This window comes from Enterobacter sp. C4G1 (assembly GCF_052886895.1).
Map to the genome: position 1 here is coordinate 2,835,492 of NZ_JBQVVV010000001.1, position 25,789 is coordinate 2,861,280.

At 51.8% G+C, this 25,789-nt stretch carries 26 protein-coding genes, 2 tRNA genes and 5 other RNA genes; 17 read left to right on the plus strand and 16 right to left on the minus strand.

The genetic code is table 11. From position 1 onward, the window contains the following. The first annotated feature begins 43 nt into the window (after positions 1–43). The 3 genes from efeO to phoH all read left to right on the plus strand — a co-directional run bounded on the left by efeO (position 44) and on the right by phoH (position 3,748). Positions 44–1,171 carry an iron uptake system protein EfeO gene (gene efeO / locus ACT9TW_RS13590; RefSeq protein WP_446492649.1) on the plus strand — a complete coding sequence of 376 codons (1,128 nt, stop codon included), beginning with the start codon at positions 44–46 and terminating at the stop codon, positions 1,169–1,171. 5 nt (positions 1,172–1,176) lie between these two features. Then, entirely contained in the window at positions 1,177–2,460 is a 1,284-nt protein-coding gene (efeB, locus tag ACT9TW_RS13595; protein ID WP_446492715.1) for an iron uptake transporter deferrochelatase/peroxidase subunit, read from the plus strand. Between the two features lie 499 nt (positions 2,461–2,959). Further along, the gene (gene phoH, locus ACT9TW_RS13600) at positions 2,960–3,748 is read left to right on the plus strand and encodes a phosphate starvation-inducible protein PhoH (protein ID WP_182063551.1); all 789 of its coding nucleotides are present in this window, start codon (positions 2,960–2,962) and stop codon (positions 3,746–3,748) included. Positions 3,749–3,876: 128 nt separating this feature from the next. Here phoH and ACT9TW_RS13605 read toward each other — a convergent pair whose 3' ends face one another. From ACT9TW_RS13605 to ACT9TW_RS13625, 5 genes are all read right to left on the minus strand, one after another. Then, positions 3,877–5,019, minus strand: a complete 1,143-nt coding sequence (locus ACT9TW_RS13605) for an IS481 family transposase (RefSeq protein WP_446492716.1) — start codon at positions 5,017–5,019, stop codon at positions 3,877–3,879. A 312-nt stretch (positions 5,020–5,331) separates the two neighbouring features. Continuing rightward, positions 5,332–5,468, minus strand: a non-coding RNA gene (locus tag ACT9TW_RS13610) — RtT sRNA. A 44-nt stretch (positions 5,469–5,512) separates the two neighbouring features. Then, a tRNA-Ser gene (locus ACT9TW_RS13615) sits at positions 5,513–5,600 on the minus strand. 147 nt (positions 5,601–5,747) lie between these two features. Further along, entirely contained in the window at positions 5,748–6,425 is a 678-nt protein-coding gene (locus ACT9TW_RS13620; protein ID WP_014069728.1) for an isochorismatase family protein, read from the minus strand. A 20-nt stretch (positions 6,426–6,445) separates the two neighbouring features. Continuing rightward, on the minus strand, positions 6,446–7,306 hold the full coding sequence (locus ACT9TW_RS13625; RefSeq protein ID WP_182060415.1) for a pirin family protein: 861 nt from the start codon (positions 7,304–7,306) through the stop codon (positions 6,446–6,448). Between the two features lie 110 nt (positions 7,307–7,416). Here ACT9TW_RS13625 and ACT9TW_RS13630 point away from each other — a divergent pair, with 110 nt between their 5' ends. Next, on the plus strand, positions 7,417–8,322 hold the full coding sequence (locus ACT9TW_RS13630; protein ID WP_446492650.1) for a LysR family transcriptional regulator: 906 nt from the start codon (positions 7,417–7,419) through the stop codon (positions 8,320–8,322). A gap of 60 nt (positions 8,323–8,382) precedes the next feature. On the opposite strand, the gene ACT9TW_RS13635 is transcribed toward ACT9TW_RS13630, so the two are convergent. From ACT9TW_RS13635 to ACT9TW_RS13655, 5 genes are all read right to left on the minus strand, one after another. Then, positions 8,383–8,520, minus strand: a non-coding RNA gene (locus ACT9TW_RS13635) — RtT sRNA. A gap of 45 nt (positions 8,521–8,565) precedes the next feature. Then, positions 8,566–8,703: non-coding RNA, RtT sRNA (locus ACT9TW_RS13640), on the minus strand. A gap of 44 nt (positions 8,704–8,747) precedes the next feature. Next, positions 8,748–8,885, minus strand: a non-coding RNA gene (locus tag ACT9TW_RS13645) — RtT sRNA. Between the two features lie 44 nt (positions 8,886–8,929). Continuing rightward, a non-coding RNA gene (locus ACT9TW_RS13650) (RtT sRNA) lies at positions 8,930–9,067 on the minus strand. A 44-nt stretch (positions 9,068–9,111) separates the two neighbouring features. After that, a tRNA-Ser gene (locus tag ACT9TW_RS13655) sits at positions 9,112–9,199 on the minus strand. A 231-nt stretch (positions 9,200–9,430) separates the two neighbouring features. Between ACT9TW_RS13655 and ghrA the strand changes: the two genes are divergently transcribed. From ghrA to ACT9TW_RS13675, 4 genes are all read left to right on the plus strand, one after another. After that, positions 9,431–10,369 (plus strand): glyoxylate/hydroxypyruvate reductase GhrA, encoded by a 939-nt coding sequence (gene ghrA, locus ACT9TW_RS13660; RefSeq protein WP_446492651.1) that lies wholly within the window; start codon positions 9,431–9,433, stop codon positions 10,367–10,369. An 84-nt stretch (positions 10,370–10,453) separates the two neighbouring features. Continuing rightward, a complete protein-coding gene (locus tag ACT9TW_RS13665) occupies positions 10,454–11,191 on the plus strand; it encodes a phosphatase (RefSeq protein WP_182060418.1) in 738 nt (245 codons plus the stop codon). A 20-nt stretch (positions 11,192–11,211) separates the two neighbouring features. Continuing rightward, the gene (locus ACT9TW_RS13670) at positions 11,212–11,766 is read left to right on the plus strand and encodes a TorD/DmsD family molecular chaperone (protein WP_446492652.1); all 555 of its coding nucleotides are present in this window, start codon (positions 11,212–11,214) and stop codon (positions 11,764–11,766) included. 96 nt (positions 11,767–11,862) lie between these two features. Then, entirely contained in the window at positions 11,863–12,345 is a 483-nt protein-coding gene (locus tag ACT9TW_RS13675) for a DUF1097 domain-containing protein (RefSeq protein WP_182060420.1), read from the plus strand. A 43-nt stretch (positions 12,346–12,388) separates the two neighbouring features. Here the strand turns inward: ACT9TW_RS13675 and csgG are convergent, their stop codons facing one another. From csgG to csgD, 4 genes are read right to left on the minus strand one after another with little or no spacing between them, the layout of a single operon-like run. After that, on the minus strand, positions 12,389–13,222 hold the full coding sequence (gene csgG, locus ACT9TW_RS13680; RefSeq protein WP_182060421.1) for a curli production assembly/transport protein CsgG: 834 nt from the start codon (positions 13,220–13,222) through the stop codon (positions 12,389–12,391). 26 nt (positions 13,223–13,248) lie between these two features. After that, the gene (csgF, locus tag ACT9TW_RS13685) at positions 13,249–13,662 is read right to left on the minus strand and encodes a curli production assembly/transport protein CsgF (protein ID WP_014069736.1); all 414 of its coding nucleotides are present in this window, start codon (positions 13,660–13,662) and stop codon (positions 13,249–13,251) included. Between the two features lie 23 nt (positions 13,663–13,685). Then, positions 13,686–14,075: a curli production assembly/transport protein CsgE gene (gene csgE / locus ACT9TW_RS13690; RefSeq protein ID WP_182060422.1), complete on the minus strand. Its 390-nt coding sequence runs from the start codon at positions 14,073–14,075 to the stop codon at positions 13,686–13,688. 4 nt (positions 14,076–14,079) lie between these two features. Then, a complete protein-coding gene (gene csgD / locus ACT9TW_RS13695) occupies positions 14,080–14,730 on the minus strand; it encodes a biofilm master transcriptional regulator CsgD (RefSeq protein ID WP_166716974.1) in 651 nt (216 codons plus the stop codon). Between the two features lie 755 nt (positions 14,731–15,485). Here csgD and csgB point away from each other — a divergent pair. The 5 genes from csgB to ymdB all read left to right on the plus strand — a co-directional run bounded on the left by csgB (position 15,486) and on the right by ymdB (position 17,962). Next, positions 15,486–15,941: a curli minor subunit CsgB gene (csgB, locus tag ACT9TW_RS13700; RefSeq protein ID WP_182060423.1), complete on the plus strand. Its 456-nt coding sequence runs from the start codon at positions 15,486–15,488 to the stop codon at positions 15,939–15,941. Between the two features lie 42 nt (positions 15,942–15,983). Further along, positions 15,984–16,433 (plus strand): curli major subunit CsgA, encoded by a 450-nt coding sequence (gene csgA, locus ACT9TW_RS13705; protein ID WP_182060424.1) that lies wholly within the window; start codon positions 15,984–15,986, stop codon positions 16,431–16,433. Positions 16,434–16,494: 61 nt separating this feature from the next. Then, positions 16,495–16,827 (plus strand): curli assembly chaperone CsgC, encoded by a 333-nt coding sequence (csgC, locus tag ACT9TW_RS13710; protein WP_446492653.1) that lies wholly within the window; start codon positions 16,495–16,497, stop codon positions 16,825–16,827. Positions 16,828–16,991: 164 nt separating this feature from the next. After that, positions 16,992–17,312, plus strand: a complete 321-nt coding sequence (locus ACT9TW_RS13715; protein WP_446492654.1) for a type 1 fimbrial protein — start codon at positions 16,992–16,994, stop codon at positions 17,310–17,312. Positions 17,313–17,419: 107 nt separating this feature from the next. After that, on the plus strand, positions 17,420–17,962 hold the full coding sequence (gene ymdB, locus ACT9TW_RS13720; protein ID WP_182060426.1) for an O-acetyl-ADP-ribose deacetylase: 543 nt from the start codon (positions 17,420–17,422) through the stop codon (positions 17,960–17,962). Between the two features lie 36 nt (positions 17,963–17,998). Here the strand turns inward: ymdB and mdoC are convergent, their stop codons facing one another. Then, positions 17,999–19,138 carry a glucans biosynthesis protein MdoC gene (gene mdoC / locus ACT9TW_RS13725; RefSeq protein WP_446492655.1) on the minus strand — a complete coding sequence of 380 codons (1,140 nt, stop codon included), beginning with the start codon at positions 19,136–19,138 and terminating at the stop codon, positions 17,999–18,001. 255 nt (positions 19,139–19,393) lie between these two features. Here mdoC and mdoG point away from each other — a divergent pair, with 255 nt between their 5' ends. The 3 genes from mdoG (at position 19,394) to ACT9TW_RS13740 (ending at position 23,781) form a co-directional block, all read left to right on the plus strand. Continuing rightward, positions 19,394–20,947, plus strand: a complete 1,554-nt coding sequence (gene mdoG, locus ACT9TW_RS13730; RefSeq protein WP_182060428.1) for a glucans biosynthesis protein MdoG — start codon at positions 19,394–19,396, stop codon at positions 20,945–20,947. Then, positions 20,940–23,468, plus strand: coding sequence for a glucans biosynthesis glucosyltransferase MdoH (gene mdoH, locus ACT9TW_RS13735; protein ID WP_446492656.1), 2,529 nt, complete (start codon positions 20,940–20,942; stop codon positions 23,466–23,468). Before mdoG ends, mdoH begins: the two co-directional genes overlap by 8 nt. A gap of 85 nt (positions 23,469–23,553) precedes the next feature. Further along, positions 23,554–23,781: a YceK/YidQ family lipoprotein gene (locus tag ACT9TW_RS13740; protein ID WP_182060430.1), complete on the plus strand. Its 228-nt coding sequence runs from the start codon at positions 23,554–23,556 to the stop codon at positions 23,779–23,781. A gap of 8 nt (positions 23,782–23,789) precedes the next feature. Here the strand turns inward: ACT9TW_RS13740 and ACT9TW_RS13745 are convergent, their stop codons facing one another. Continuing rightward, positions 23,790–24,179 (minus strand): MysB family protein, encoded by a 390-nt coding sequence (locus ACT9TW_RS13745; protein ID WP_446492657.1) that lies wholly within the window; start codon positions 24,177–24,179, stop codon positions 23,790–23,792. 88 nt (positions 24,180–24,267) lie between these two features. Between ACT9TW_RS13745 and ACT9TW_RS13750 the strand changes: the two genes are divergently transcribed. Further along, on the plus strand, positions 24,268–25,789 hold a 1,522-nt coding region (locus ACT9TW_RS13750), incomplete at its 3' end, for a recombinase family protein (protein ID WP_446492658.1).

The following is a 25,789-nucleotide window of genomic DNA, read 5'->3' on the forward strand; positions in this document are numbered from 1 at the left end:
TGGGTTTGGTGTAGTTACAACATACTTTTAAAAGGGAAGAGTCATGGCAATTCAGTTCCGTCGTAGTGCGTTACGCGCAGGCATTGCCGCGCTGTTCGCTTCTGCATTCTCCGCGCAGGCAGCCGATATTCCGCAGGTTAAAATCACTGTGAATGACAAACAGTGTGAGCCGATGAGCGTCACGGTGAACAGCGGTAAAACGCAGTTTATTATTCAGAACCACAGCCAGAAAGCGCTGGAATGGGAAATCCTCAAAGGCGTGATGGTCGTGGAAGAGCGTGAAAACATCGCCCCGGGCTTTAGCCAGAAAATGACGGCTAACCTGCAACCTGGCGAATACGACATGACCTGTGGCCTGCTGACCAACCCGAAAGGCAAGCTGATTGTTAAAGGTGAATCCACGGCGGATGCTGCGAAAGGTGAAGCCCTGCTGAGCCTGGGCGACGCGATTACCGCCTATAAAGCCTATGTCACCAAAGAGACGGCGGACCTGGTTGCAGGCACCAAAGCCTTTACCGATGCGGTGAAAGCGGGCGATCTCGAAAAAGCGAAATCCCTGTATGCGCCAACCCGTCAGCACTACGAGCGTATTGAACCTATTGCTGAACTGTTCTCTGACCTGGATGGCAGCATCGATGCCCGTGAAGATGACTACGAGCAGAAAGCCGCCGATCCTAAGTTCACCGGTTTCCACCGTCTGGAAAAAGCGCTGTTTGGCGATAACTCCACCAAAGGGATGGAGAAGTACGCTGAGCAGCTGAACACCGACGTGCTGGAGCTGCAAAAACGTATTAGCGAGCTGGCTTTCCCGCCATCTAAAGTGGTGGGCGGCGCAGCGGGTCTGATTGAAGAAGTGGCGGCGAGCAAAATCAGCGGTGAAGAAGACCGTTACAGCCACACTGACCTGTGGGACTTCCAGGCCAACGTCGATGGTGCGCAGAAAATTGTCTCTCTGCTGCGTCCGCAGTTGCAGAAAGAGAACAGCGAGCTGCTGGCGAAAGTGGATGCCAACTTCAAGAAAGTCGACACCATCCTGGCGAAATATCGCACCAAAGACGGCTTCGAAACCTACGACAAACTGACCGATGCTGACCGTAATGCGCTGAAAGGCCCAATTACGACCCTGGCAGAAGATCTGTCTCAGCTGCGTGGCGTACTGGGTCTGGACTAAGCATGATGAACAAGCAAGACGAGTTCGACGTAGCTGAACCTTCGCGACGTCGTTTACTGAAAGGGGTAGGGGCGCTGGGTGGCGCACTTGCCCTGGCAGGTGGATGCCCGGTGGCCCATGCGGCTAAACCGCAAAGTGCTCCCGGCACGGTATCCCCCAATGCCCGAATGGAAACGCAGCCTTTCTATGGCGCGCACCAGTCGGGCATTCTGACGCCGCAACAGGCCTCCATGATGCTGGTGGCGTTTGATTCGCTGGCCAGTAATAAAGCCGACCTGGAGCGCCTGTTTCGCCTGCTGACAACGCGTATCGCGTTTCTCACCGCAGGCGGCCCGGCGCCGCAAACGCCTAACCCGCGTCTTCCGCCGATGGACTCCGGTATTCTGGGGCCGTTTATCGCCCCGGATAACCTGACCATTACCCTGTCGCTGGGTGAGTCGCTGTTCGATGAACGCTATGGCCTGACGAAGCACAAACCGAAATCGCTGCAAAAAATGACGCGATTCCCGAATGATTCGCTTGATGCGGCGCTGTGCCACGGCGATCTGCTTCTTCAGATTTGTGCGAACACGCAGGATACGGTGATCCACGCCCTGCGCGATATCATCAAGCACACGCCGGATCTGCTGAGTGTGCGCTGGAAGCGGGAAGGGTTTATCTCTGACCACGCTGCGCGCAGCAAAGGGAAGGAGACACCGGTCAACCTGCTTGGCTTTAAGGATGGCACTGCCAACCCGGACAGCAGCGATGCTGCATTGATGAAAGATGTGGTCTGGGTGACGGCCGATCAGGGCGAGCCTGCGTGGGCCGTTGGCGGCAGCTATCAGGCGGTGCGTATTATTCAGTTCCACGTAGAGTTCTGGGATCGCACGCCGCTCAAAGAGCAGCAGACCATTTTTGGCCGTGACAAGCAAAGCGGTGCGCCGCTGGGCATGAAAAATGAGCACGATGTGCCTGATTACAGCGCCGACCCGAACGGTGACACCATCGCGCTGGACAGCCATATTCGCCTGGCGAACCCGCGTACCAAAGAGACGCAGTCCAGCCTGATGATGCGCCGTGGTTACAGCTATTCGCTGGGGGTGACCAACTCTGGTCAGCTGGATATGGGGCTGCTGTTTGTCTGTTATCAGCATGACCTGGAGAAGGGCTTCTTAACCGTGCAGAAGCGGTTAAATGGTGAAGCGCTGGAAGAGTACATTAAGCCTGTCGGCGGCGGCTATTTCTTTGCCCTGCCTGGGCCGCGCGACCAAAACGCGTATCTCGCTCAAGGGCTTATTGAAGCCTGATAATTGTCCCTGCGATAGTTCGCGGGGACATTATTTTTTCATATGACTATCCATCTGTTATATTTCTGTAATATTCCTGTATGAGACTGATTTCACCTGTAGGGACAGTCTTAAAGTTGCATCAAAGTAAAATAAATGTTGCATTTATGATAAACCTTGATGTACTTAATATAAGACAGCGGTAGTTCCCGGCAGTGATGCTGAATCACTATGGAGATCGCGAATGGTTGCGTCCTATACTGGACATGGTAAACATAACAACCGCAGCACCCGGCGCGGAGGCTCAGACTCCGGCAGCGATTTCCTCACCACTAAATTCTCCTCATCTTCTCCAGAATCTCCTTCGACCGACGTGCAAAATGGTGCGCGTAGCCGTTCTGTATCGTCATCCGATAAAGCAAGCAATGGCTTACAAGGAAGCCAACCCTCTGATGTTCGTGCGCATAATCGTGCTGAAACTGGCGCGTGTGATGAATACCAACAACTCAAGGTGCTATCCATGGGAAGACAAAAAGCAGTGATCAAAGCTCGTCGCGAAGCAAAACGTGTGCTGAGACGGGATTCACGTAGCCATAAACAACGTGAAGAAGAATCGGTCACCTCGCTTGTGCAGATGAGTGGCGTTGAAGCAATTGGCATGGCGCGGGACAGCCGTGATACTTCTCCAATTGTGGCGCGCAATGAAGCTCAGGCGCACTACCTGAATGCTATCGAGAGTAAACAGCTCATCTTTGCAACCGGTGAAGCCGGATGCGGGAAAACCTGGATTAGTGCAGCCAAAGCGGCGGAGGCTCTGATCCATAAGGACGTGGACAGGATTATTGTCACCCGTCCGGTACTGCAAGCTGATGAAGATCTCGGCTTCTTGCCCGGAGACATTTCGGAAAAGTTTGCCCCGTACTTCAGGCCCGTCTACGACGTGCTGGTGAAACGACTGGGTGCATCCTTTATGCAGTACTGCCTGCGACCAGAGATTGGCAAGGTGGAAATCGCGCCGTTCGCCTATATGCGCGGACGTACATTTGAAAATGCGGTCGTGATTCTTGACGAGGCTCAGAACGTGACTGCTGCGCAAATGAAGATGTTCTTAACGCGCCTCGGGGAAAATGTGACGGTTATCGTCAACGGCGATATTACCCAATGCGATCTGCCATCCGGTGTGAAATCTGGCCTGAGCGATGCGATGTCACGTTTTGAGGAAGATGAGATGATTGGGGTGGTTCGCTTTACCAAAGATGACTGCGTGCGGTCGGCCCTTTGCCAGCGCACGCTGAACGCGTACTACTGAGTTAGCTGTTGTGTTCAAGGCCCGGGAGACCGGGCTTTGTTTTTTGTGTTTTTTTATTCCCTCTCCCTTAGGGAGTGTACAGTCCGGGGACATGGTAGACAGGTGTTCGGGGACATGGTGAACACTTTTTAACATCCTTTACCCATGGTGATCGACTTTTTCTTCAGGTCGATCACCCCCACTTTTGTACTGTACCACCACACCTCGTAATACCCTTCTTCCCGTGTCTCTTTCAGCCCGACGCTTTCCCCCCTGAAGGCCTTACCTGCTCTCAGACAGATACCTTTGACGCTCAGCTTCCCGCTGCTATCCACCTTCCTGACCATTACCCCTTCATCGTATTCCGGTGGCGCCATGGTGCCGCTGTACTGCCGCGCAGACGGCTGATACCGCGACCCCGGCACCATCATATCCAGGGCCTCGTGTGGCCGTTCCAGGTTATAGACGGTGCGCCAGTGGTCGAAGGCGCGCTGCACTTCACCGCTGTCTGCGAACCACTTACCCTGCAGTACTTCCGCCTTCAGGCTGCGGTGAAAACGCTCCAGCTTGCCCTGTGTCTGCGGATGATAAGGCCGTGAGTGACCCACCCGGATACCCAGGCGCATCAGCCACAGCTCCAGCGCCGTCCAGGTGCCAGTGGTGTCACCCCACGGCGAGCCGTTGTCCATTGTCATCCGCTCCGGCAGGCCGTAGCGTTCAAACACGCTGACCAGTTGCTGCTGTACGGTCTCACGCCGTTCATCGGAACAGTGTGTCAGACACAGGGAGAAACGGGAGTGGTCGTCCAGCAGGGTGAGCGGATGACAGCGGCCCCCGCCAAAGGGGAAGTGCCCCTTAAAATCCATCTGCCAGAGCCGGTTGGGTGCGGCATGTTCGAAGCGGCCCGTGGCAAGAATACCCGGTGCTGTGCCCGGCAGCAGGCCGTGACGGGCCATCAGGTTATGGACGGTGCTGAAGGCCGGCATGACGTGCCCCTGGTCTTCGAGCCAGCGCTTAATCTTGCGCGCGCCCCAGCGTTCATGGCGTTCATGCGCCATACGCAGCAGGTCAGCAACATTGTCTGATGAGCGGTTCGGAGAGTGATGAGGTATGCGGGGACGGTCCTGAAGACCGGCAGCACCTTCCTCCGCCCAGCGGTGAAGCCACTTGTAGCCGGTGGCAGGTGAAATGCCGAAGCGACGGCAGAGGAAACGGATGTTCGCCCCGTCCTGCGAGGCGAACAATATAAACTCGGTACGTAATGACATGGTATCTCTCGCATCCCAGGGCATAAGCGACTCCATAAACGGGTTCTTATGCCTTAGTTGTAAGTGTCTACCATGTCCCCGAACAAGCGTTCACTATGTCCCCTGACTGTACAGGGAGAGGGTTAGGGTGAGGGGCTCAGACCGCACCGGGTCGCATATAGCACCGGGGGGGATTGACTCGCTTCGCTCGCCCTGCGGGCAGCCTGTTCGCTGCGCTCTCAGTCTGTCCAACTGGCTGCGCCAGTTGTCGAACCCCGGTCGGGGATTCTCATCCCCCCTTTCGGAGAATATAAAAGAAAAAAGCCCGTACTTTCGTACGAGCTCTCATCTCAAATATGGCGGTGAGGGGGGGATTGACTCGCTTCGCTCGCCCTGCGGGCAGCCTGTTCGCTGCGCTCTCAGTCTGTCCAACTGGCTGCGCCAGTTGTCGAACCCCGGTCGGGGATTCTCATCCCCCCCTTTCGGAGAATATAAAAGAAAAAAGCCCGTACTTTCGTACGGGCTCTCATCTCAAATATGGCGGTGAGGGGGGGATTCGAACCCCCGATACGTTGCCGTATACACACTTTCCAGGCGTGCTCCTTCAGCCACTCGGACACCTCACCATATTGTATTGCTGCCTGACCGCTTGGGGGGCAACGGGGCGCTACTATAGGGAGTTGCGCTAAAACGGTCAAGCAGATTTTCTGCTTTAGTGCTTGTTCGGTTAAGCAATAATCAGCTCCACGGTGTTTATGCCGTGGAGCGAGTCATTACCGCTGCGAATCGAGCACTTCGCTGTGCTTCACCACGTCCTGCGCTTTGCTGTAACTTTCAATCAGCAACTGATAAGCAGGGAAGATGTGCGTGTACACCTCAGCCCACTCAGCGGCATCTTCACGGTTCCATGTGCGCTGAATTTCAGATGCGACAGCCGCCGTATCCATTGGCACAACACCTGCCTGCACCACGCGTGCCAGGGTTATCTCCTGGGCCATTTTGCTGTAGGTGCCTGACGCATCAATAACCGCAAACACTTTATAGCCGTCGGCCACCGCGCTGATTGACGGAAACGCCATGCAAACACTGGTGATGGTGCCCGCAATGATCAGTGTCTTGCGTCCGGTCGCCTTAACGGCAGCGACAAACTCCGGGTTGTCCCAGGCGTTGATTTCGCCTTTACGTGCCACATATTGCGCATGAGGCGCATTAGCGTGGATCTCCGGGATCAGCGGGCCGTTCGGCCCCTGTGGAACGGACGCGGTGGTAATCACCGGGATCTTCGCGAGGGTCGCGATTTTTGCCAGCGCTGCCGCACGGGCACGCAGTTCCGGCATCGGCATATCACCAACGGTCTGGAATAGCCCGCTCTGATGATCAATAAGCAACATGACCGCATCGTTCACATCAATGACCGGGCGTGCTCCATTAAAATTCGCAGGTGTAGACATTTTCTTCTCCTTTATTACGATCAGATCTGGCCGAAGCGGCCTGAGTTAAAATCGCTAATGGCTTCAGCGATTTCGGCTTTACTGTTCATCACAAATGGGCCATAGCCCACAATCGGCTCATTCAGCGGTTCCCCGGCCATCAGCAGCACTTTGGCATCACGGCTAGCTTCCAGATGCAGCTTCTCTCCTTGCTGACTCAGGACGACAAGCTGAGCTTCTCCCGCTTGCGCAGTGCCGTTTACCGTGACGTTGCCTTCAAGCACAACCAGTGCGGTGCTCCAGCCTTCGGGCAGATTGAGCGTAAGGTGGCTTCCCTGACGCAGCGTGATGTCCCATACATTCAGTGGTGAGAACGTATGTGCAGGGCCAGTGACGTCACCGTATCGCCCGGCGATAACGCGCAGGTCGCCGCCGTTATCAGGTAATGCCACCACTGGGATCGTGTCGCGGGTGATGCTCTGATACCCCGGTGCCGCCATTTTGTCTTTAGCGGGCAGGTTGACCCACAGCTGCATCATCTTGAGCTCGCCCCCTTTCTGCGCAAAACCACTGGAGTGGAACTCCTCATGCAGAATGCCGGAGCCGGCAGTCATCCACTGCACATCACCGGGGCCAATTACGCCGCCTTTACCGGTTGAATCGCGATGCTCTACTTCGCCGGAATAAACGATAGTGACCGTTTCAAACCCGCGATGAGGGTGTTCCCCCACGCCACGTTTTTCGCCATCCGCCGGGAAGGTATGCGGGCCAGCGTAATCCAGCAGCAGGAATGGGCTGAGCGGCTCGCCGTGAGTCTGGTAAGAGAACATTGAACGAACCGGAAACCCATCACCAACCCAGTGCTGACGCGGTGCGGTATAAACGCCTGTAACATTTTTCATGGCTATCTCCTGATGTTCTGTTGATGTTTATTAGCTTATATTCAGGTTTAATATCCCGGTAGGCAGTGAAAATGACATTCACTGTTCTTTAAATGGAACGATGAGGTTTTATGCAGGATCTCAATGACTTCGTGTGGTTTGTGAAGGTGGTCGACTACGGCGGTTTCGCGGCTGCCGGGCGGGCGTTCGATCAGCCAAAATCAAAACTGAGCCGCCGCATCGCCCAGCTTGAAGAGCGGCTCGGGGTGCGGTTAATCCAGCGCACCACGCGCCAGTTTACCGTTACCGAAGTGGGCCAGACCTTTTATCAACACTGTAAAGCGATGCTGGTGGAAGCCGAGGCGGCGGAAGAGGCGGTCGCTGCATTGCAGGCTGAGCCGCGCGGTATTGTCAGGATCACCTGCCCGGTGACATTGCTGCACGTACACGTGGGGCCGATGCTGGCGCGCTTTATGGCAAAATATCCGGGAATTAACCTCCAGCTTGAAGCCACCAATCGTCGCGTGGATCTGGTGGGCGAGGGGATCGATATCGCAATCCGCGTGCGTCCGCGTCCGTTTGATGACAGCGACCTGGTTTTACGGGTGCTTGCCGACAGGGGGCACTGTCTGGTGGCCGGGCCTGATTTGATTCAGCGTATGGGGAAACCGGTTATGCCCTCAGAGCTGAGCCAATGGCCGGGGTTGAGTATGGGGGAGGGGAGGCAGGTTCATAAATGGGATTTGACCGGCCCGCAGGGGGCAAAAGCAGAGATTCACTATGCCCCGCGTTTTATCACGACCGATATGCTGGCCCTGCGGGAAGCGGCAATGGCTGGTGTGGGCGTGGTGCAGCTTCCTATTTTGATGGTGAAAGACCAGCTTGCAACAGGGGAGCTGGTTCGTGTGCTGGATGAATGGGAGCCGCGCCGGGAAGTCATTCATGCGGTGTATCCGTCAAGGCGCGGGCTATTGCCATCGGTGAGGACGCTGGTGGATTTTCTGACGGATGAGTATGCGCGGATGGTGGAGGAGTAGTGGTTCCCTCTCCCTTGGGGAGAGGGTTAGGGTGAGGGGCTCAGACCGCACCGGGTCGCATATAGCACCGGGGGGGATTGACTCGCTTCGCTCGCCCTTCGGGCAGCCTGTTCGCTGCGCTCGCAGTCTGTCCAACTGGCTATCGCCAGTTGTCGAACCCCGGTCGGGGATTCTCATCCCCCCCCTTTCGGAGAATATAAAAGAAAAAAGCCCGTACTTTCGTACGAGCTCTCATCTCAAATATGGCGGTGAGGGGGGGATTGACTCGCTTCGCTCGCCCTTCGGGCAGCCTGTTCGCTGCGCTCGCAGTCTGTCCAACTGGCTATCGCCAGTTGTCGAACCCCGGTCGGGGATTCTCATCCCCCCCTTTCGGAGAATATAAAAGAAAAAAGCCCGTACTTTCGTACGAGCTCTCATCTCAAATATGGCGGTGAGGGGGGGATTGACTCGCTTCGCTCGCCCTTCGGGCAGCCTGTTCGCTGCGCTCGCAGTCTGTCCAACCGGCTATCGCCAGTTGTCGAACCCCGGTCGGGGATTCTCATCCCCCCCTTTCGGAGAATATAAAAGAAAAAAGCCCGTACTTTCGTACGAGCTCTCATCTCAAATATGGCGGTGAGGGGGGGATTGACTCGCTTCGCTCGCCCTTCGGGCAGCCTGTTCGCTGCGCTCGCAGTCTGTCCAACCGGCTATCGCCAGTTGTCGAACCCCGGTCGGGGATTCTCATCCCCCCCTTTCGGAGAATATAAAAGAAAAAAGCCCGTACTTTCGTACGAGCTCTCATCTCAAATATGGCGGTGAGGGGGGGATTCGAACCCCCGATACGTTGCCGTATACACACTTTCCAGGCGTGCTCCTTCAGCCACTCGGACACCTCACCATATTGTCATCCCGTTGTTGCCGGGACGGGCGCTAATGTAAGGAAAACCCGAACTGCCGTCAATCAACTTTTTCAGTTAATTAGCGTGTTTAGACAAACTTCAAACAACCTGATTCCGAAATGTGCGGAAAGCGGTTTTTTTATCAACAACGCAAATGCCAGTAAATTTGGTATGCTGGCAATCCAGTTGAAAACGAAAACAAAATCGCGCAATAAAAGGCAGAAATCGCTATGGATATTATCTTTTATCACCCATTTTTTGATACGGCTTACTGGATTGACGCACTGTCGGCAGCATTGCCGGGCGCGCGCGTTCGCGAGTGGAAACGGGGTGATCATGAACATGCCGACTACGCGCTGGTGTGGCATCCGCCAGTAGAGATGCTCCAGGGCCGTGAACTGAAAGCCGTCTTCGCACTTGGGGCGGGTGTGGATTCGATCCTGAGTAAGCTGAAAGCGCATCCAGAGATGTTGCCTGAACATATCCCGCTGTTCCGACTGGAAGATACCGGAATGGGCCAGCAAATGCAGGAATATGCCGTGAGCCAGGTTCTGCACTGGTTCCGCCGTTTTGATGATTACCAGGCCTTCAAACAGCAATCCCACTGGGAGCCGTTGCCAGATTATCACCGCGAAGATTTTACCATCGGTATTCTGGGGGCTGGCGTGCTTGGCTCAAAAGTGGCAGAAGCACTTGCCCCGTGGGGTTTCCCTCTGCGTTGCTGGAGCCGCAGCCGTAAAGATTATCCTGGAGTGGAAAGCTTCGCCGGAACAGACGAACTCCCGGCCTTCCTGAAAGGCACCCGCGTGCTGATTAACCTGCTGCCTAATACTGCGGAAACGGTGGGGATCATCAACAAAGCGCTTCTGACCCAACTGGCGGATCAGAGCTATTTAATGAATCTGGCACGCGGTGTTCACCTGGTCGAGTCTGATCTGCTGGCGGCGCTGGACAGCGGCAAACTCAAAGGCGCGATGCTGGATGTCTATAGCCGCGAACCGCTGCCAACGGAAAGCCCGCTGTGGGCGCATCCACGCGTGGCCATGACGCCGCACATTGCCGCAGTCACGCGTCCGGCGGAGGCAGTAGCCTATATATCCCATACCATCAGTGAGATGGAGCAGGGCAACACCGTTACCGGGCAGGTCGACAGACAGCGCGGTTACTAAGAGAAACCCGGCGTTCGCCGGGTTTTTGCTAATATTCGCCGCTGATAACTGCTATCCTTGGGGAAAACAGCAGAGGAGAGAAAGATGTATCCCGTTGACCTGCACATGCACACCGTCGCCAGTACCCACGCCTATAGCACCCTCCATGACTACATCGCGCAAGCAAAGCTAAAAGGTATCAAGCTTTTTGCGATAACCGATCACGGTCCTGATATGGCTGATGCTCCGCACTACTGGCATTTTGTGAATATGCGCATCTGGCCACGGCTGGTTGAAGGTGTCGGGATCCTTCGCGGCATCGAAGCGAACATTAAGAACACTGACGGTGAAATCGACTGCACCGGCCCGATGCTGACCTCGCTGGATCTGATTATTGCGGGCTTTCATGAGCCTGTTTTCGCTCCGCAGGATAAAGAAACAAATACAAAGGCGATGATCGCCGCTATTGCCAGCGGCAACGTGCATATCATCAGCCATCCGGGCAACCCTAAGTACCCGATTGATATTCAGGCTGTTGCTCAGGCGGCAGCAAAACACCGCGTAGCACTGGAAATTAATAACTCCTCATTTGTTCACTCACGCAAAGGCAGCGAGGCCAACTGCCGCGAAGTGGCTGCTGCGGTTCGTGATGCAGGAGGTATGGTCGCGCTCGGGTCTGACTCGCACACTGCCTTTACGCTCGGCGATTTCGGCGAGTGCCTGAAAGTGCTTAATGACGTTGGTTTCCCGGAAGGGCAGATCCTGAACGTGACGCCACGCCGGATGCTCGACTTCCTGGAATCGCGCGGGATGCCGCGTATTGATGAATTTGCCGATCTTTAATTGTGTAATGGAATAAAAAAATGAATGAGTTCTCTATCCTTTGCCGCGTGCTGGGTACCCTGTTCTACCGTCAGCCGCAAGACCCGCTGCTGGCTCCGCTGTATACGATGATCCAGGAAGGAAAGCTGGCGCAATACTGGCCGCTGGAACAGGATGAGCTGCTGGTGCGTCTGCAAAAAAGCTGCGACATGCAGCAGGTTTCTGCCGATTACAACGCGTTGTTCGTGGGTGAAGAGTGCCGCGTGGCCCCGTATCGTTCAGCGTGGGAAGAAGGGGCAACTGAAGCGGAAGTCCGCGCGTTTCTGACTGAGCGCGGGATGCCGCTGGCGGATACTCCGGCTGACCATATTGGTACGCTGCTTCTTGCGGCGTCCTGGATTGAAGATCAGTCTGGCGATGATGAAAGTGAAGCTATCGAAACACTGTTCGAAGAGTTCTTGCTGCCGTGGTGCGGAACGTTCCTCGGCAAAGTGGAAGCGCACGCCACATCACCGTTCTGGAGAACTCTGGCTCCGCTGACCCGCGATGCTATTGCGGCCATGTGGGACGATCTTCAGGAAGAGAATGAAGAGTGATTTAGATCACACAATTCCTGCAATGATACATTTCAACTTGCACATAATGTGCTTCTGATCGCATTTCTATGGTGCGTATCTGCTAAGATGCGCGCCATGAACATATTACTCTGCATTGCAATGACAACGGGCATTCTCTCCGGCTTATGGGGATGGGTGGCGGTTTCTCTCGGGCTATTAAGTTGGGCCGGGTTCCTCGGCTGTACGGCTTACTTTGCCTGCCCTCAGGGCGGTGTTAAAGGGCTGTTTATCTCTGCCTGCACGTTGCTGAGCGGTGTTATCTGGGCGCTGGTTATAATGAAAGGCAGCGCGCTGGCACCGCATGTCGAGATTGTAGGCTACGTGATGACGGGCGTTGTGGCATTTCTGATGTGCATTCAGGCAAAGCAAATGCTGTTGTCGTTTGTGCCGGGCACCTTTATTGGTGCCTGCGCGACATTTGCCGGGCAGGGCGACTGGAGGCTGGTGGTGCCGTCGCTGGTAGTGGGCTTACTGTTTGGCTATGCCATGAAGAACAGCGGTCTATGGCTTGCAGCCCGACGCGAAAAAGCGCAAAACATCACGGCCGTGAGTGAATAAAAAAAGGCGAGATAATCATCTCGCCTTTTTTATGCGCTTCCTGTCAGGATTCCGGAGGAACCGACATATCGCGGTATTTCACCAGTACCGGGTTTTGTGCATCGGCTTTGTTTTGCAGATCCCACAGGCCACGGTCGATACCGTCATTAATCAGGAAGATAACGCCAGTTTCGATGGCTGACATCAGACACATCATAACCGGCTCGTTGGAGGTGTAACCAATTTCACCTTCCAGTAAACGCTGGTAGTCAATAAAGCGGAACACCCCAGCCTGCACTTCATACGAGAGAATGGTCTTGCTGGTGTTCACGGATGACAACACTTCACCGGTACTGACGTTCACCACGCGCAGGTTAACGGCTATCTGATCGAGCTGATATTGCGTATCTGCCCCGATACCGAAGTAACGCGCGCCCACGCCGCCTGATTTAACGTTACTTTCGTAACCGATAATCGAACCTTCAACCATAACGTTGGCTGCGGCGAGTGATTGCAAAGGCATCCGGTTGTTACTCGCAACGGTACCATTTTCCTGAGCGGCACGAATGATTTTGCGTTCATTCAACAGGTTCTGAAGCCCCTGACGTTCCAGCGGGATGAACCAGTGAGAATCCTTGAGCGCGGTGACCAGCATTGCGGTGGCACTCTGCGGTACGGCAGTCGAGAAGTTACTTGCAGGGTACGGTTTAAATTGTCCAGTTTCATCCTGGATGTTGTAAACCGAGACAAATATTTTGCCGGTTGGCGCTGGCAAATGGGTTAAATCACGATAACTCTGAGCCCGAGGCATTAATGTAGGTTTTGCAGCTTCTTTTGGTGGAGCAGTTAAACAACCGCTCAATAAGCACACTGCAACAAATATCAGGAAGCGCTGCATGATCGTTGTCCTTATTTTGATGTTTTTCAGAAGTCTGTCGAGTTACTTTGTAGGCCAGAAACCTGGATGGTCGATGTTTTTCCAGTTTTCCGGTCTGTCACATTTAACTGAAGCTGCCCATCCTTGTTGGCAATATCGACAATAAAGTCGTTAGTCACCATTCGGCCAGGCTTGCCGGTGTTGATATTGGTTAACAAACCGCCCAGGATCTGGGACTGAATAGCCTGCGTGAAGTTATCCAGCGCTGACGGCGTGTCAACGGTATAGTCTTTATAACTCGGGTCTTTATAGGAGTTTTGGGCCTGCGCCTCATTCAACATGAATGCCCCGTTGTTGGGGTTGCCTCCAAAGTTCGGGTTACGGAACTGGAACGTCATATTTCCGGCCCAGCTTAACGGTGTAATTAGCATTAACGAAATAACTGCATGTGCAATACGCATGACAGCCTCCGGATATAGGGTCGCTAGAACTCGTCTTTTGCTAAATCGCGTGTGCTTAATAGCGCTTTGTCTATTTGCAGGCGATTTATAGCCTCTTCAGTTTGTGCCAGAGCTAAGGCTACGTTTTTATCGAAGTCTATTTTCGTTGGGAATAAAAACGTTTGATAAATAACGTCCTGATTAGCCGTTATCGTTATCCAACTTCCCCATCGTGCACTGGGCCGTTCGTTGATTGTTATGTTACCAGGGTAAGTACTTTCCCACTTGTCACTAAAGGCACGATAAAAATTGTGGCCAACAGATGACACCGTATGGTCAGTTAACAATCCGGGAATCTCCACTTCAACGGCCTGAAGGTTCCCGGCAGCAAGCAGAAGGCCTGCTGCGGCAATCCAACTCAACGTGCGTTTCATGGTGTTAACGCCTGAGGTTATCGTTTGCCCATGACACCGCCTGAGTTCGGTTTTTAACAGCTATCTTCTTGAAAAGATTATAAAGGTGCGTCTTAACCGTGTTTTCGCTGATAAATAACGAACGGGCGATCTCAATATTTGAAGCACCAATGCGCAACTTGTTCAGGATCTCTTTCTCGCGATGCGTCAGCAGTGCGGACTCTGAACTGTTATAGCGGTAATTACCAGAATGCGTGATGAGGTAGCTAGCAAGTTTTTGCGAGAAATAACATTCACCTCGCAATATGCCCTGCAACCCTTCTACCACGCGATCTTCTTCTTCAGTGACGTAGAAAACGCCATTGATATGCGGCCAGCTTTCAATGTCTCTGAAAGGATACTCATCAGGAGTGTTCAATAATAGCAAACGGATATTATTGTTTTTCCTGCTTAAATTATCTTGCCAGTAATGAATAAGCTTTTTATCAGCTTCCATCATATCGAGAAGAATGATGCTGCCAGGTGCAATATCATCAAAAGAACGTTGAATATTATGCAATTTCCCGTTCAGTGATAAAGATTGCTTTAAATGTTGTAATAAAGCTGTCGCTTGCAAAGAAGGTTTTGTGATCAACAGTAATGTATGACCATGTAAACTATGGACTTCATTATACATGATGAAACCCCACTTTTTTATGACACCTGGCAGCTGTCCCTTAATTGGATTAAGGGACACCAGAAGTACTGACAGATGCTGCACTGCTGTGTGTAGAATCAGACCATAACCTCCAGCGGGAGGTAAATATAAAACAAATTTCGTACATCTGATTTCAATCTAGCTTTTACAAACTTTAAAGCAAGTGTTAAACGTGTAACAAGATGTAAAAATCAATATTAATTTGTGAAAAACACACATTCCAATTGTTCAGTTTTGATAGGAAAGTTGTACATAGTAATAACCCTGCACACATTTTAAAAATCATACAAATATTTATATCGATATGATTTTAAATAACATTATTTATTAAATAAACGCAGCGGTAAGGTATGAGCTCTGGAAAAATCCTAAGCCTTCGAATGAGAGAGTTGTGTCCTTAAGAAAACATGCCTCGTGTCACGCACTGTGTAAATTATGATCCTGCCAGCGGGTGAGACGTGCGGGCTGGAAAGGGTGGGCAGGTCGTTACCGCTTTGTACAACCTCTATCCTGGAAATATTTTTACAAAAACTAAGCTGCACTGATTACAGCGTTTTTTGGCATTAATTAATACTTTGTGGTGAAACGAAGAATAAAAATAAGACTCGCGGGTGAGATATTTAAAATGTTTCGGCAGACATACTCTTCACCGTAACGACGCGTTAACAAAATACAAGTCATGTTAACACGAAGTCACATTACGATTTGTGTATAGCCAGGTCCAGGGTGACAACATGAAAAACATATCGTTATTTGTGATGTTTACATTTCTGGGTGTGCCTGGATTTGTAGCTGCGGCAGGTTCAGATTTAGCAAATACTGAATATAACTTCGCAGTTAATGAATTAAGTCGTTCCTCATTAAATCAGGCAGCCATTATTGGTCAGCAGGGTGCATATAATGATGCACAGGTTCGCCAGGGCGGTTCTAAATTACTGTCCGTTGTTTCTCAGGATGGAGTCGGCAACAGAGCGAGAGTTGATCAATCAGGGACTTATAACTATGCATATATCGCTCAGAGCGGCTACGCGAATGATGCTGATATTTCGCAGGGTGGATACGGTAATACGGCAAAGATTATCCAGCAAGGGTCGGGTAACAGGGCGAGTATTACGCAGTACGGTACGCAGAAAACCGCAGTTGTAGTGCAGAAACAGTCGCAAATGGCCATTCGCGTTATTCAACGCTAGTTATTTAGCGGCGACTTTAATCAATCCGATGGGGGTTTTACCATGAAATTTTTCAAAGTGGCAGCACTTGCAGCAATCGTAGTTTCTGGTAGTGCTATGGCGGGTCTTATTGATCAAGGTGGTTGGGGTCATGGTGGTCATGGTGGTTATGGTGGTCCAAATTCAACCATGAATATCTACCAGAGCGGTGGCGGTAACTCAGCTGTTGCCTTGCAGTCGGATGCAAGAAATTCAACTCTGTCTATTAGCCAGACCGGCGGCGGTAATGGCGCAGATGTTGGACAGGGCTCCGACGACAGTACTATTTCCCTGACTCAGAATGGTTTTGGCAACAGTGCAACACTTGATCAGTGGAACAGCAAAGACTCCACTATGACTGTTAGCCAGTACGGTGGTCTTAACGGTGCACTGGTTGACCAGACTGCCTCTAACTCTTCTGTAAGTGTTACTCAGGTTGGTATTGGTAACCACGTGTCAGCTCATCAGTACTAATACTGAAATCTGTGCTACAAAAAAACAGGGCATATGCCCTGTTTTTTTTCGGGAGTTCATCATGCAAACCTTAATTCTCCTCGCGGCGCTCTCCAGTCAAATTACGTTTAAAACCTCCCAGCAAGGCAATATGACGACCATTGTTCCGCAGGTTATTCTGACAGAGCCTTGTGAATGCCAGGTCCAGGTGCTTTCTATGCGACAAGGGCAGGGCGGTCAAAGTACTTCACAACAACAAAATACCGTCTCTATACCCGCTAATCAGACGATTGATTTAACGCGCCTGAGTTTAAATATCGATGCAGGGGACACAGTGAAGATCACTGTGACCGTTTCTGACGGGAAATCGCTCCATTTATCCCAGCAGTGGTCGCCGCCGGGCAGTGTGCTCTAATCATTCAATAAATCAATGAATTGAAATGGCTGGCGGCAACGGATTCTTATCACTATGCTGTTATCAAATGTGAGTCAATGTTGCAAGTATGTTTCATTTCGCATTGTTAGCCATCATGGAGTGCTTTTACCCCTCAAGGACGACTTTCATTGAGGAGTATTATCGTGACCAGATTTACATTTCAATTCATCACAGGGCTTGGCCTGGTGATGTCTGCCGCGCTGAACCCTGCATTTTCAGAAACCCTCGTTAACGGTGGAGTCATCCATTTTCACGGCGCAATCGTTTCCAACCCCTGCGAAATCACTGCCAGACCTCAACAACTTTCCATGTCATGCCCGGAGAATAACCGGATGCAGACGCGTGTGCTGAGCTATGCTGATGCCCTGAATGGTCAGAGTGCTTACCCTGATCTGGCTTCTGTCAGCATGAAGTACATTAATCCTGAAAAATCGCTGGCAATTGTGCAGGTTGATTACCGCTGATTTCTCGCTCTCCTGCCGTCTGGCGGGAGAGGTTTTCCCGCAATAGTTTTTTCTCCCCAACCTCTGTGCGGTACACTTAATAAAAAGGCGGGTCGCAGAGGGTGTTTATGAAACCGCAAATAGAGGTTATCCACGGTGATATCACGACATTGCATGTTGACGTGATAGTCAATGCTGCTAATCCATCACTCATGGGCGGGGGCGGTGTGGACGGTGCTATCCACCGTGCTGCGGGCCCACAATTACTTGAGGCGTGCAAAGTGGTGCGCCAGCAGCAAGGAGAGTGCCCTCCTGGCCACGCCGTCATCACGCTGGCGGGGAATCTGCCTGCCAAAGCGGTGATTCATACCGTAGGGCCGGTATGGCATGGGGGGGAACATCATGAGGCGCGGATCCTGGAAGATGCGTATCGCAACTGCCTGCGCCTGGCGGCCGATAATGGCTATAAGACCATCGCTTTCCCGGCAATCAGTACGGGGGTGTATGGCTATCCCAAAGCCGCGGCGGCGGCGATTGCGGTGGATACGGTCTATCGCTACCTTTCCCTGAAACCGATGCCCGAACAGGTGTTCTTTGTCTGTTTTGATGAAGACACGGCCCACCTGTACCAGCGGCTTCTGACCCAGCGCGGGCAGGAGTTTGATGTCTGAATACAGCAGCGGTGCCCAGAAGGCGCCGCTAATTATTTATGCTTTAGTTTGCGGTTTACCCGAGAACAGGAAGCGCAGCAGCGGGATCCGCAGATGAATTTCGTACATCACCAGTGCCAGCCCAATCACAAACACCAACCCGGTGAAGAAACCCAGGGTATTTGAGGCGATGTGCGGGGTGATGTATGCCCCGAAGAACAGTGTCAACGGATGATGCACCAGGTAAATGAACAATGAGGCGTTGACGAAATAGGTCACCCGGGTGGATTTGAAATTCAGCAGACGGTGGCCTAAGGCGAACACCACATTGACCATCCACAGGCCCAGCAGCATAGTGATCACGCTTTCCGTTTCATACATCCACGCATCACCACTGCCGTAGCGCTGGTTCAGCAGATAGGCGATAAAGGCCACAGCCGCGCCAATAGCGCACCACGGGGAAGGGGTGGTAAAGAGGGTTTTCAGCTTTGGGTAAACAAACGCCAGTGCCCCAATCATAAAGAAGGGAATATAGAACAGGCTTTGCATGACCACAAAGTTGAACAGACCGTCGCTGAGGATAGGCGGATAGACAATAAAGAGAGTACGCCTTACCGCGGCATACGCGATGCCCAGCAATAAAAAGAGCAGCGACAGTTTGCCGAGCGTAATGCTGGCGAAGAACGTGCCGGCTTTATTGCTCAGGCGGTGACGCAAACGGCTAAAAATCAGCACGCTGATTGTCGTCAGCACGACCAGAACCAGCAGGAACCAGAGATGGGATACCAGTTCCCACACCAGAGTGTTGTACTTTTCATACAGCGACAGATTTTGCCAGCCATCTGCCTTACCTTTGACATACTGCAACATGATGAACTGCGGTAGCGTCAGCAGCGGAATGGCCGTGAGCATTGGAATACCCACGCGCTCGACACGCACCTTCCACCAGCGTTTAATCGGATAACGCAAAAACAGCATGTAGGAAAAATAACCGGAAATGACAAAAAACACCTGCATCCGAAAGGCGTGGATAAAGTCATTAAACAGGGTGAGCCACCAGGAGGGCTCCAGACTGTTAACGTGCCAGGTGTGGCTTGAGTAAATCAATGAAATGTGAAAGGGGATCCCCAATAGCATCAGCCATGCCCGGATCGAGTCGAGGAAATATTCACGTTGTACAGGTATAGTAGTGCTCATATAACTTTGTGCATTCTCAGACTTTTCGCCTTATCCCTAAGACTCATAATGGTAACATTCGAGGCCAACCCTACACCAAGACCGACACCCTGTCTCCAGGATAAGCACGCAAAGTGAAATGTAGGTTCTTCCACTTGCTTAATCCCTGAGCCAGCGAGCTGAACAAAGCGGTGATTATGTTGTCGGATTGCCTAAGTTTCCATTAAAATGGATCGGATCGATATAAGCACACAAAGGGGGAAGTGCTTACTTATTATGAAACATAAACCACAAATGATGAAAATGCGTTGGTTAGGTGCAGCAGTATTGTTGTCCCTGTATACCTCATCGGCCTGGTCCTTTAACATCGATGATGTCGCAAAACAGGCAAAATCGATGGCTGGCAAGAGCTACGAAGCGCCGAAAAGTAACCTGCCCTCCGTTTTCCGCGATATGAAATATGCGGACTATCAGCAGATCCAGTTCAATCACGACAAAGCGTACTGGAGCAATATCAAGACCCCGTTCAAGCTTGAGTTTTACCACCAGGGCATGTACTTCGATACGCCTGTTGCCATCAACGAAGTGACGGCAAGCTCGGTGCGTAAAATCAAGTACAACCCGGATTACTTCAATTTTGGTGATGTGCAGCACGACAAAGACACGGTTAAAGACCTTGGCTTTGCCGGCTTCAAAGTGCTTTACCCAATCAACAGCAAAGATAAAAACGACGAAATCGTCAGTATGCTTGGCGCCAGCTATTTCCGCGTCATTGGTGCGGGCCAGGTGTACGGGCTATCTGCTCGTGGTCTGGCGATCGATACCGCGCTGCCATCAGGTGAAGAGTTCCCACGCTTCCGCGAATTCTGGATTGAACGTCCAAAACCTGCGGATAAGCGTCTGACCATCTATGCACTGCTGGATTCCCCGCGTGCGACAGGCGCATATCGCTTTGTCATTATGCCAGGGCGTGACACGGTTGTTGACGTGCAGTCTAAGGTCTATCTGCGCGATAAAGTGGGCAAACTGGGCGTTGCACCATTAACCAGCATGTTCCTGTTTGGGCCGAACCAGCCGTCTCCTGCGACCAACTTCCGCCCGGAACTGCACGACTCCAACGGTCTTTCTATTCATGCCGGTAACGGTGAGTGGATCTGGCGTCCGCTGAACAACCCGAAACATCTGGCGGTCAGTAGCTTCGCTATGGAAAACCCGCAGGGCTTTGGTCTGTTGCAGCGTGGTCGTCAGTTCTCACGCTTTGAAGACCTGGACGATCGTTACGATCAGCGTCCTAGTGCGTGGGTAACGCCGAAAGGTGACTGGGGTAAAGGGAAGGTTGAGCTGGTTGAAATTCCAACCAACGATGAAACCAACGACAACATCGTCGCTTACTGGACGCCGGATCAACTCCCGGAATCCGGTAAAGAGATGAACTTCAAGTACACCATTACCTTCAGCCGTGATGAAGACAAACTGCACGCACCGGATAACGCCTATGTCATGCAGACACGTCGCTCTACTGGTGATGTGAAGCAGTCTAACCTTATCCGTCAGCCTGACGGCACGCTCGCGTTTGTTGTCGACTTTGCCGGCCAGGATATGAAGAAACTGTCCCCTGATACGGCAGTGACTGCACAGGCAAGCATTGGTGATAACGGTGAAATTGTCGAAAACACCGTACGTTACAACCCAGTAACGAAAGGGTGGCGTTTAACCCTGCGCGTGAAAGTGAAAGATCCGAAACAGACGACTGAAATGCGCGCTGCGCTGGTCAGTGACGATCAGCCGCTGAGCGAAACCTGGAGCTATCAGCTACCTGCTAATGAATAATATAACTGAATATATTGATGCCATGCCGCTGAGCGATATTGAAAAAGCGGCACTGCCTAAGAGCGACATCCGCGCGGTTCAAACCGCGCTGGATGGTGAACATCATCAGTTTACCCGTGATGATGATACGCCGCTGGGGTCAGTGAAGGCGCGTCTGGAGCAAGCATGGCCAGACTCGCTGGCAGAAGGGCAGCTGGTTAAAGACGATGAAGGCCGCGAGCAGCTTCAGGCAATGCCGAAAGCAACGCGTTCCTCAATGTTCCCGGACCCGTGGCGCACCAACCCGGTGGGCCGCTTCTGGGATCGTCTGCGTGGGCGTGAAGTTGCGCCACGTTATCTCTCTCGTCTGACGAAAGAGCAGCAAGCAGCCGAGCAAAAATGGCGTACTGTCGGGACAATTCGTCGTTACATTCTGCTGGTGCTGACGCTGGCACAGACGGTTGTGGCCACCTGGTACATGAAGACCATCCTGCCTTATCAGGGCTGGGCGCTGATCAACCCTGCGGATATGACAGGGCAGGATCTGTGGGTTTCCTTTATGCAGCTGCTGCCGTATATCCTGCAAAGTGGCATCCTTCTTCTGTTTGCCGTGCTGTTCTGTTGGGTGTCCGCCGGTTTCTGGACGGCGCTGATGGGCTTCCTGCAACTGCTGATGGGACGGGACAAATACAGCATTTCTGCGTCGACGGTCGGGGATGAACCCCTAAATCCTGAGCACCGTACAGCGCTTATTATGCCTATCTGTAACGAAGACGTTGATCGCGTATTCGCGGGTCTGCGCGCCACCTGGGAGTCCGTAAAGGCGACCGGTAACGCAGAGCATTTCGACGTGTATATCCTGAGCGACAGCTACAACCCGGATATCTGCGTGGCAGAACAAAAAGCCTGGATGGAGCTGATTGCAGAAGTGCAGGGCGAAGGTCAGATTTTCTATCGCCGCCGCCGCCGTCGCGTGAAGCGTAAAAGCGGTAACATCGATGACTTCTGCCGCCGCTGGGGTAATCAGTACAGCTACATGGTGGTACTGGATGCTGACTCCGTGATGACGGGTGAGTGTCTGACCGGCCTGGTGCGTCTGATGGAAGCCAACCCGAACGCCGGTATTATTCAGTCTTCGCCAAAAGCATCCGGTATGGATACGCTTTATGCGCGCTGTCAGCAGTTCGCGACGCGTGTTTACGGGCCGCTGTTCACGGCGGGTCTGCACTTCTGGCAGTTGGGTGAATCCCACTACTGGGGGCATAACGCGATTATCCGCGTGAAACCGTTCATTGAGCACTGTGCGCTTGCGCCGCTGCCGGGTGAAGGGTCGTTCGCGGGATCTATCCTGTCGCATGACTTCGTGGAAGCCGCGCTGATGCGTCGTGCAGGGTGGGGCGTCTGGATTGCCTACGATCTGCCGGGCTCATACGAAGAACTGCCGCCGAACCTGCTGGATGAACTCAAGCGTGACCGTCGCTGGTGCCACGGTAACCTGATGAACTTCCGCCTGTTCCTGGTCAAAGGGATGCACCCGGTTCACCGTGCGGTATTCCTGACCGGTGTCATGTCCTATCTGTCAGCTCCGCTGTGGTTTATGTTCCTGGCGCTTTCTACTGCTTTGCAGGTAGTGCACGCTCTGACAGAACCGCAATACTTCCTGCAACCGCGCCAGCTGTTCCCGGTGTGGCCGCAGTGGCGTCCTGAGCTGGCGATTATGCTGTTCGCCTCAACCATGGTTCTGCTGTTCCTGCCGAAGTTGCTCAGCATCATTCTGATCTGGTGCAAAGGGTCGAAAGAGTATGGCGGCTTCTTCCGCGTGACGGTTTCGTTGCTGCTTGAAGTGCTGTTCTCTGTGCTGCTGGCACCGGTTCGTATGCTGTTCCATACCGTGTTTGTGGTCAGCGCGTTCCTGGGCTGGGAAGTGGTCTGGAACTCTCCGCAGCGTGACGATGACTCGACTCCGTGGAGTGAAGCCTTTATGCGTCATGGTTCACAGCTGCTGTTAGGGTTGGTGTGGGCAGTGGGTATGGCATGGCTGGATCTGCGTTTCCTGTTCTGGCTGGCACCGATTGTCTTCTCGCTGATCCTGTCACCATTTGTGTCTGTGGTGTCTAGCCGTTCAACGGTGGGTTTGCGTACCAAACGCTGGAAACTGTTCCTGATCCCGGAAGAGTATTCACCGCCGCAGGTGCTGGTGGACACTGACCGTTTCCTGGAGATGAACCGTAAACGCTCGCTGGATGATGGCTTTATGCACGCGGTGTTTAACCCGTCATTCAACGCCCTGGCAACCGCAATGGCAACTGCCCGTCACCGTGCAAGTCAGGTGCTGGAAATTGCCCGCGATCGCCACGTTGAGCAGGCGCTGAACGAGACACCGGAAAAACTGAACCGCGACCGCCGTCTGGTCCTGTTGAGCGATCCGGTCACCATGTCCCGGCTTCACTATCGTGTGTGGTCTGCTCCGGAGAAATATTCTTCCTGGGTCAGTTACTACAACACGCTGAAGCTTAATCCGCTGGCGCTGAAGGCGAAGTAAGTTTTAAACCAGGCCGGGATCGCTGTGCGCTACCCGGCAAATAAAATACCGGCTGAGAGGCCGGTATTTTTTTATGAGGTAATGAATGAAAATAGTCATTGTGGCCATGATGGCGATGCTGCTTAGCGGCTGCGGCAGTATTATCAGCCGCACCATTCCAGGGCAAGGCCACGGGAATCAGTATTACCCGGGCGTGAAATGGGATGTTCGCGATTCAGCCTGGCGCTATCTGACCGTGCTCGATTTACCGTTCTCTCTGGTGTTTGATACGTTGCTGTTACCGATTGACGCGCACCACGGCCCTTACGAATAAAACGACGCTTAACGCTCGTCCCACTCATCTGCTGCGGTTTGCCCCTCTTCGGTATCCAGCGGAGGTTCGAGCTGAAACTCGCCCTCATCCCACTCGTGCAGGGTGTTTTCTTCAAGCCATTCCTGACGCAGTTCTATTTCGTCATAGTCACCGTCGAAAACGGCCTGCGCCGCTTCACCACTCAATATCGGCAAACATTCCCCTTCATCACCGTCATCAACGAAGAATTCGGCCTGCCACATAATATCCCCGTCCTGAAGGACATATTTTTGAATATTGAGTTGTTGCACGTCAGCGTCTTCTTCCTCAATACCGGGATTATCGGCGAGGAACTCTTCGCGAGCGGCATCAATAGCTTCTTCCAGCGTGCTGTAGAATACATATTCTTTAGGGGCCATAATAAGTGCCTCGTTGGGTGAAGTTAACAAATGTATAGGTTGGTGTATGAGGATTGTCAAAGCGTATGTATATAGTAGGGTATCAAGTATGCAACAGGTTGATGCTTTTGGCTTAGATCGACAGATTAGTACAGTATTAGACTTCCTCGAAAACGCTAAACTACCTATCGAATTAGGGTATCGACTCGATCCCAGCAATCATGAAGTACTCGAATCTGACAAGGGTTTATCTGGGTACAAAGGCCATAACTTCACCAAAGGCTCATTAGGACAGTTTAAGCGTAGGGTCGAAGCGGGGGAGATCACTGAAGGTTGCTTGCTAATCGAGTCTGTAGACCGATTCTCACGTAAGCAGGGTTATGATGCTATCGATGAGTTTACTTTTCTGATCAAGCGTAACATTGATATCGTAGAAGTTGAGACGGGGCAAATTTACAGCTATAAACTCGATCATAAGCTTTCCGCATTATCCACCAGTATCGAGCGTGCTCACCAGGAATCGAAAAGAAAAGCCCGTATCAGTAAAAAATCATGGAACAGACGAAAAGAAGAATCATTGTCTACGGGGGTTGCTCTTAACAACAATACACCTGACTGGCTTTCTCTCAGCCACGATAAAAAGTCATATGAGGTTGACGCTCAGAAGTTACAAACGATAACCAAAATTTTTGAGTGGTATAGTGATGGCTATGGTGTGACAGAAATCGTGAATCGGCTTAACGGGGAAGGTGATAGATACAATGGCAGAGGGTGGAACACGGTAACAGTCTATAACAAGTTGAGGGATCGCCGCCTTAATGGGTATCTAATCGGCAAGTACTCAACCATCCCGAAGAAAGAAAATGAAAGTACTAGTGACGCTGAAAAGCGAATCTTGGGAAATATCAAGATTAAGAAAGAGGCAAATGATAATGCAATGCGTATCTATCCAGTAGTCATTGATGATGAGTTGTTTTCAAAAATTCAATCTATGATGGATAGAAACGTATCCTCCAAAAAGCAAAGAAGTACTACAACGAAGCAAAGAAATCTCTTTAACGGTTTAACTAAGTGCCATGAGTGCGGTAGCCCAATGATCGTTCAAAGTATGTCTAATGGAGGGCAGTACTTGAGGTGTTATAGACAACGTACAAAAGATGAGAAATGTAATTCAAAAATGCTTCGGTACTTTGAAAGTGAAAAGGTGCTATTAGGGCACATTAAAAATCTCAATCTTGATGAAATCTATAATGATCAAAAGCAGAGTCAATCATTAGAAGTACTGAAAAGGAAACTGTCAGATATTAATGAAAAAATAGTGTTGCTGAATGATAAGGTCAGGAGTGCCAGCGATGAAGATGAACTCTTTGCTATCATGGAATTCAAAAGAAAACGCATTATAGAAAAAAATGAATTAACTGAAAAGATAAGTGCACTTGAAAACGAAAGTGAAATTGTTCGTTTGGATTATAACTATGATGTAGAAAAGCTCACAGACCAGGACAACACAGTACTTAGAAGAAAAGCTAACGAGCATATAGCGAAGGTGATTTCCTCAATTAAGTGTCGAAGAATTGATTCTAGTTACATTGGTGCTTACTATCTATATGATATTACCTACCATAGAGATA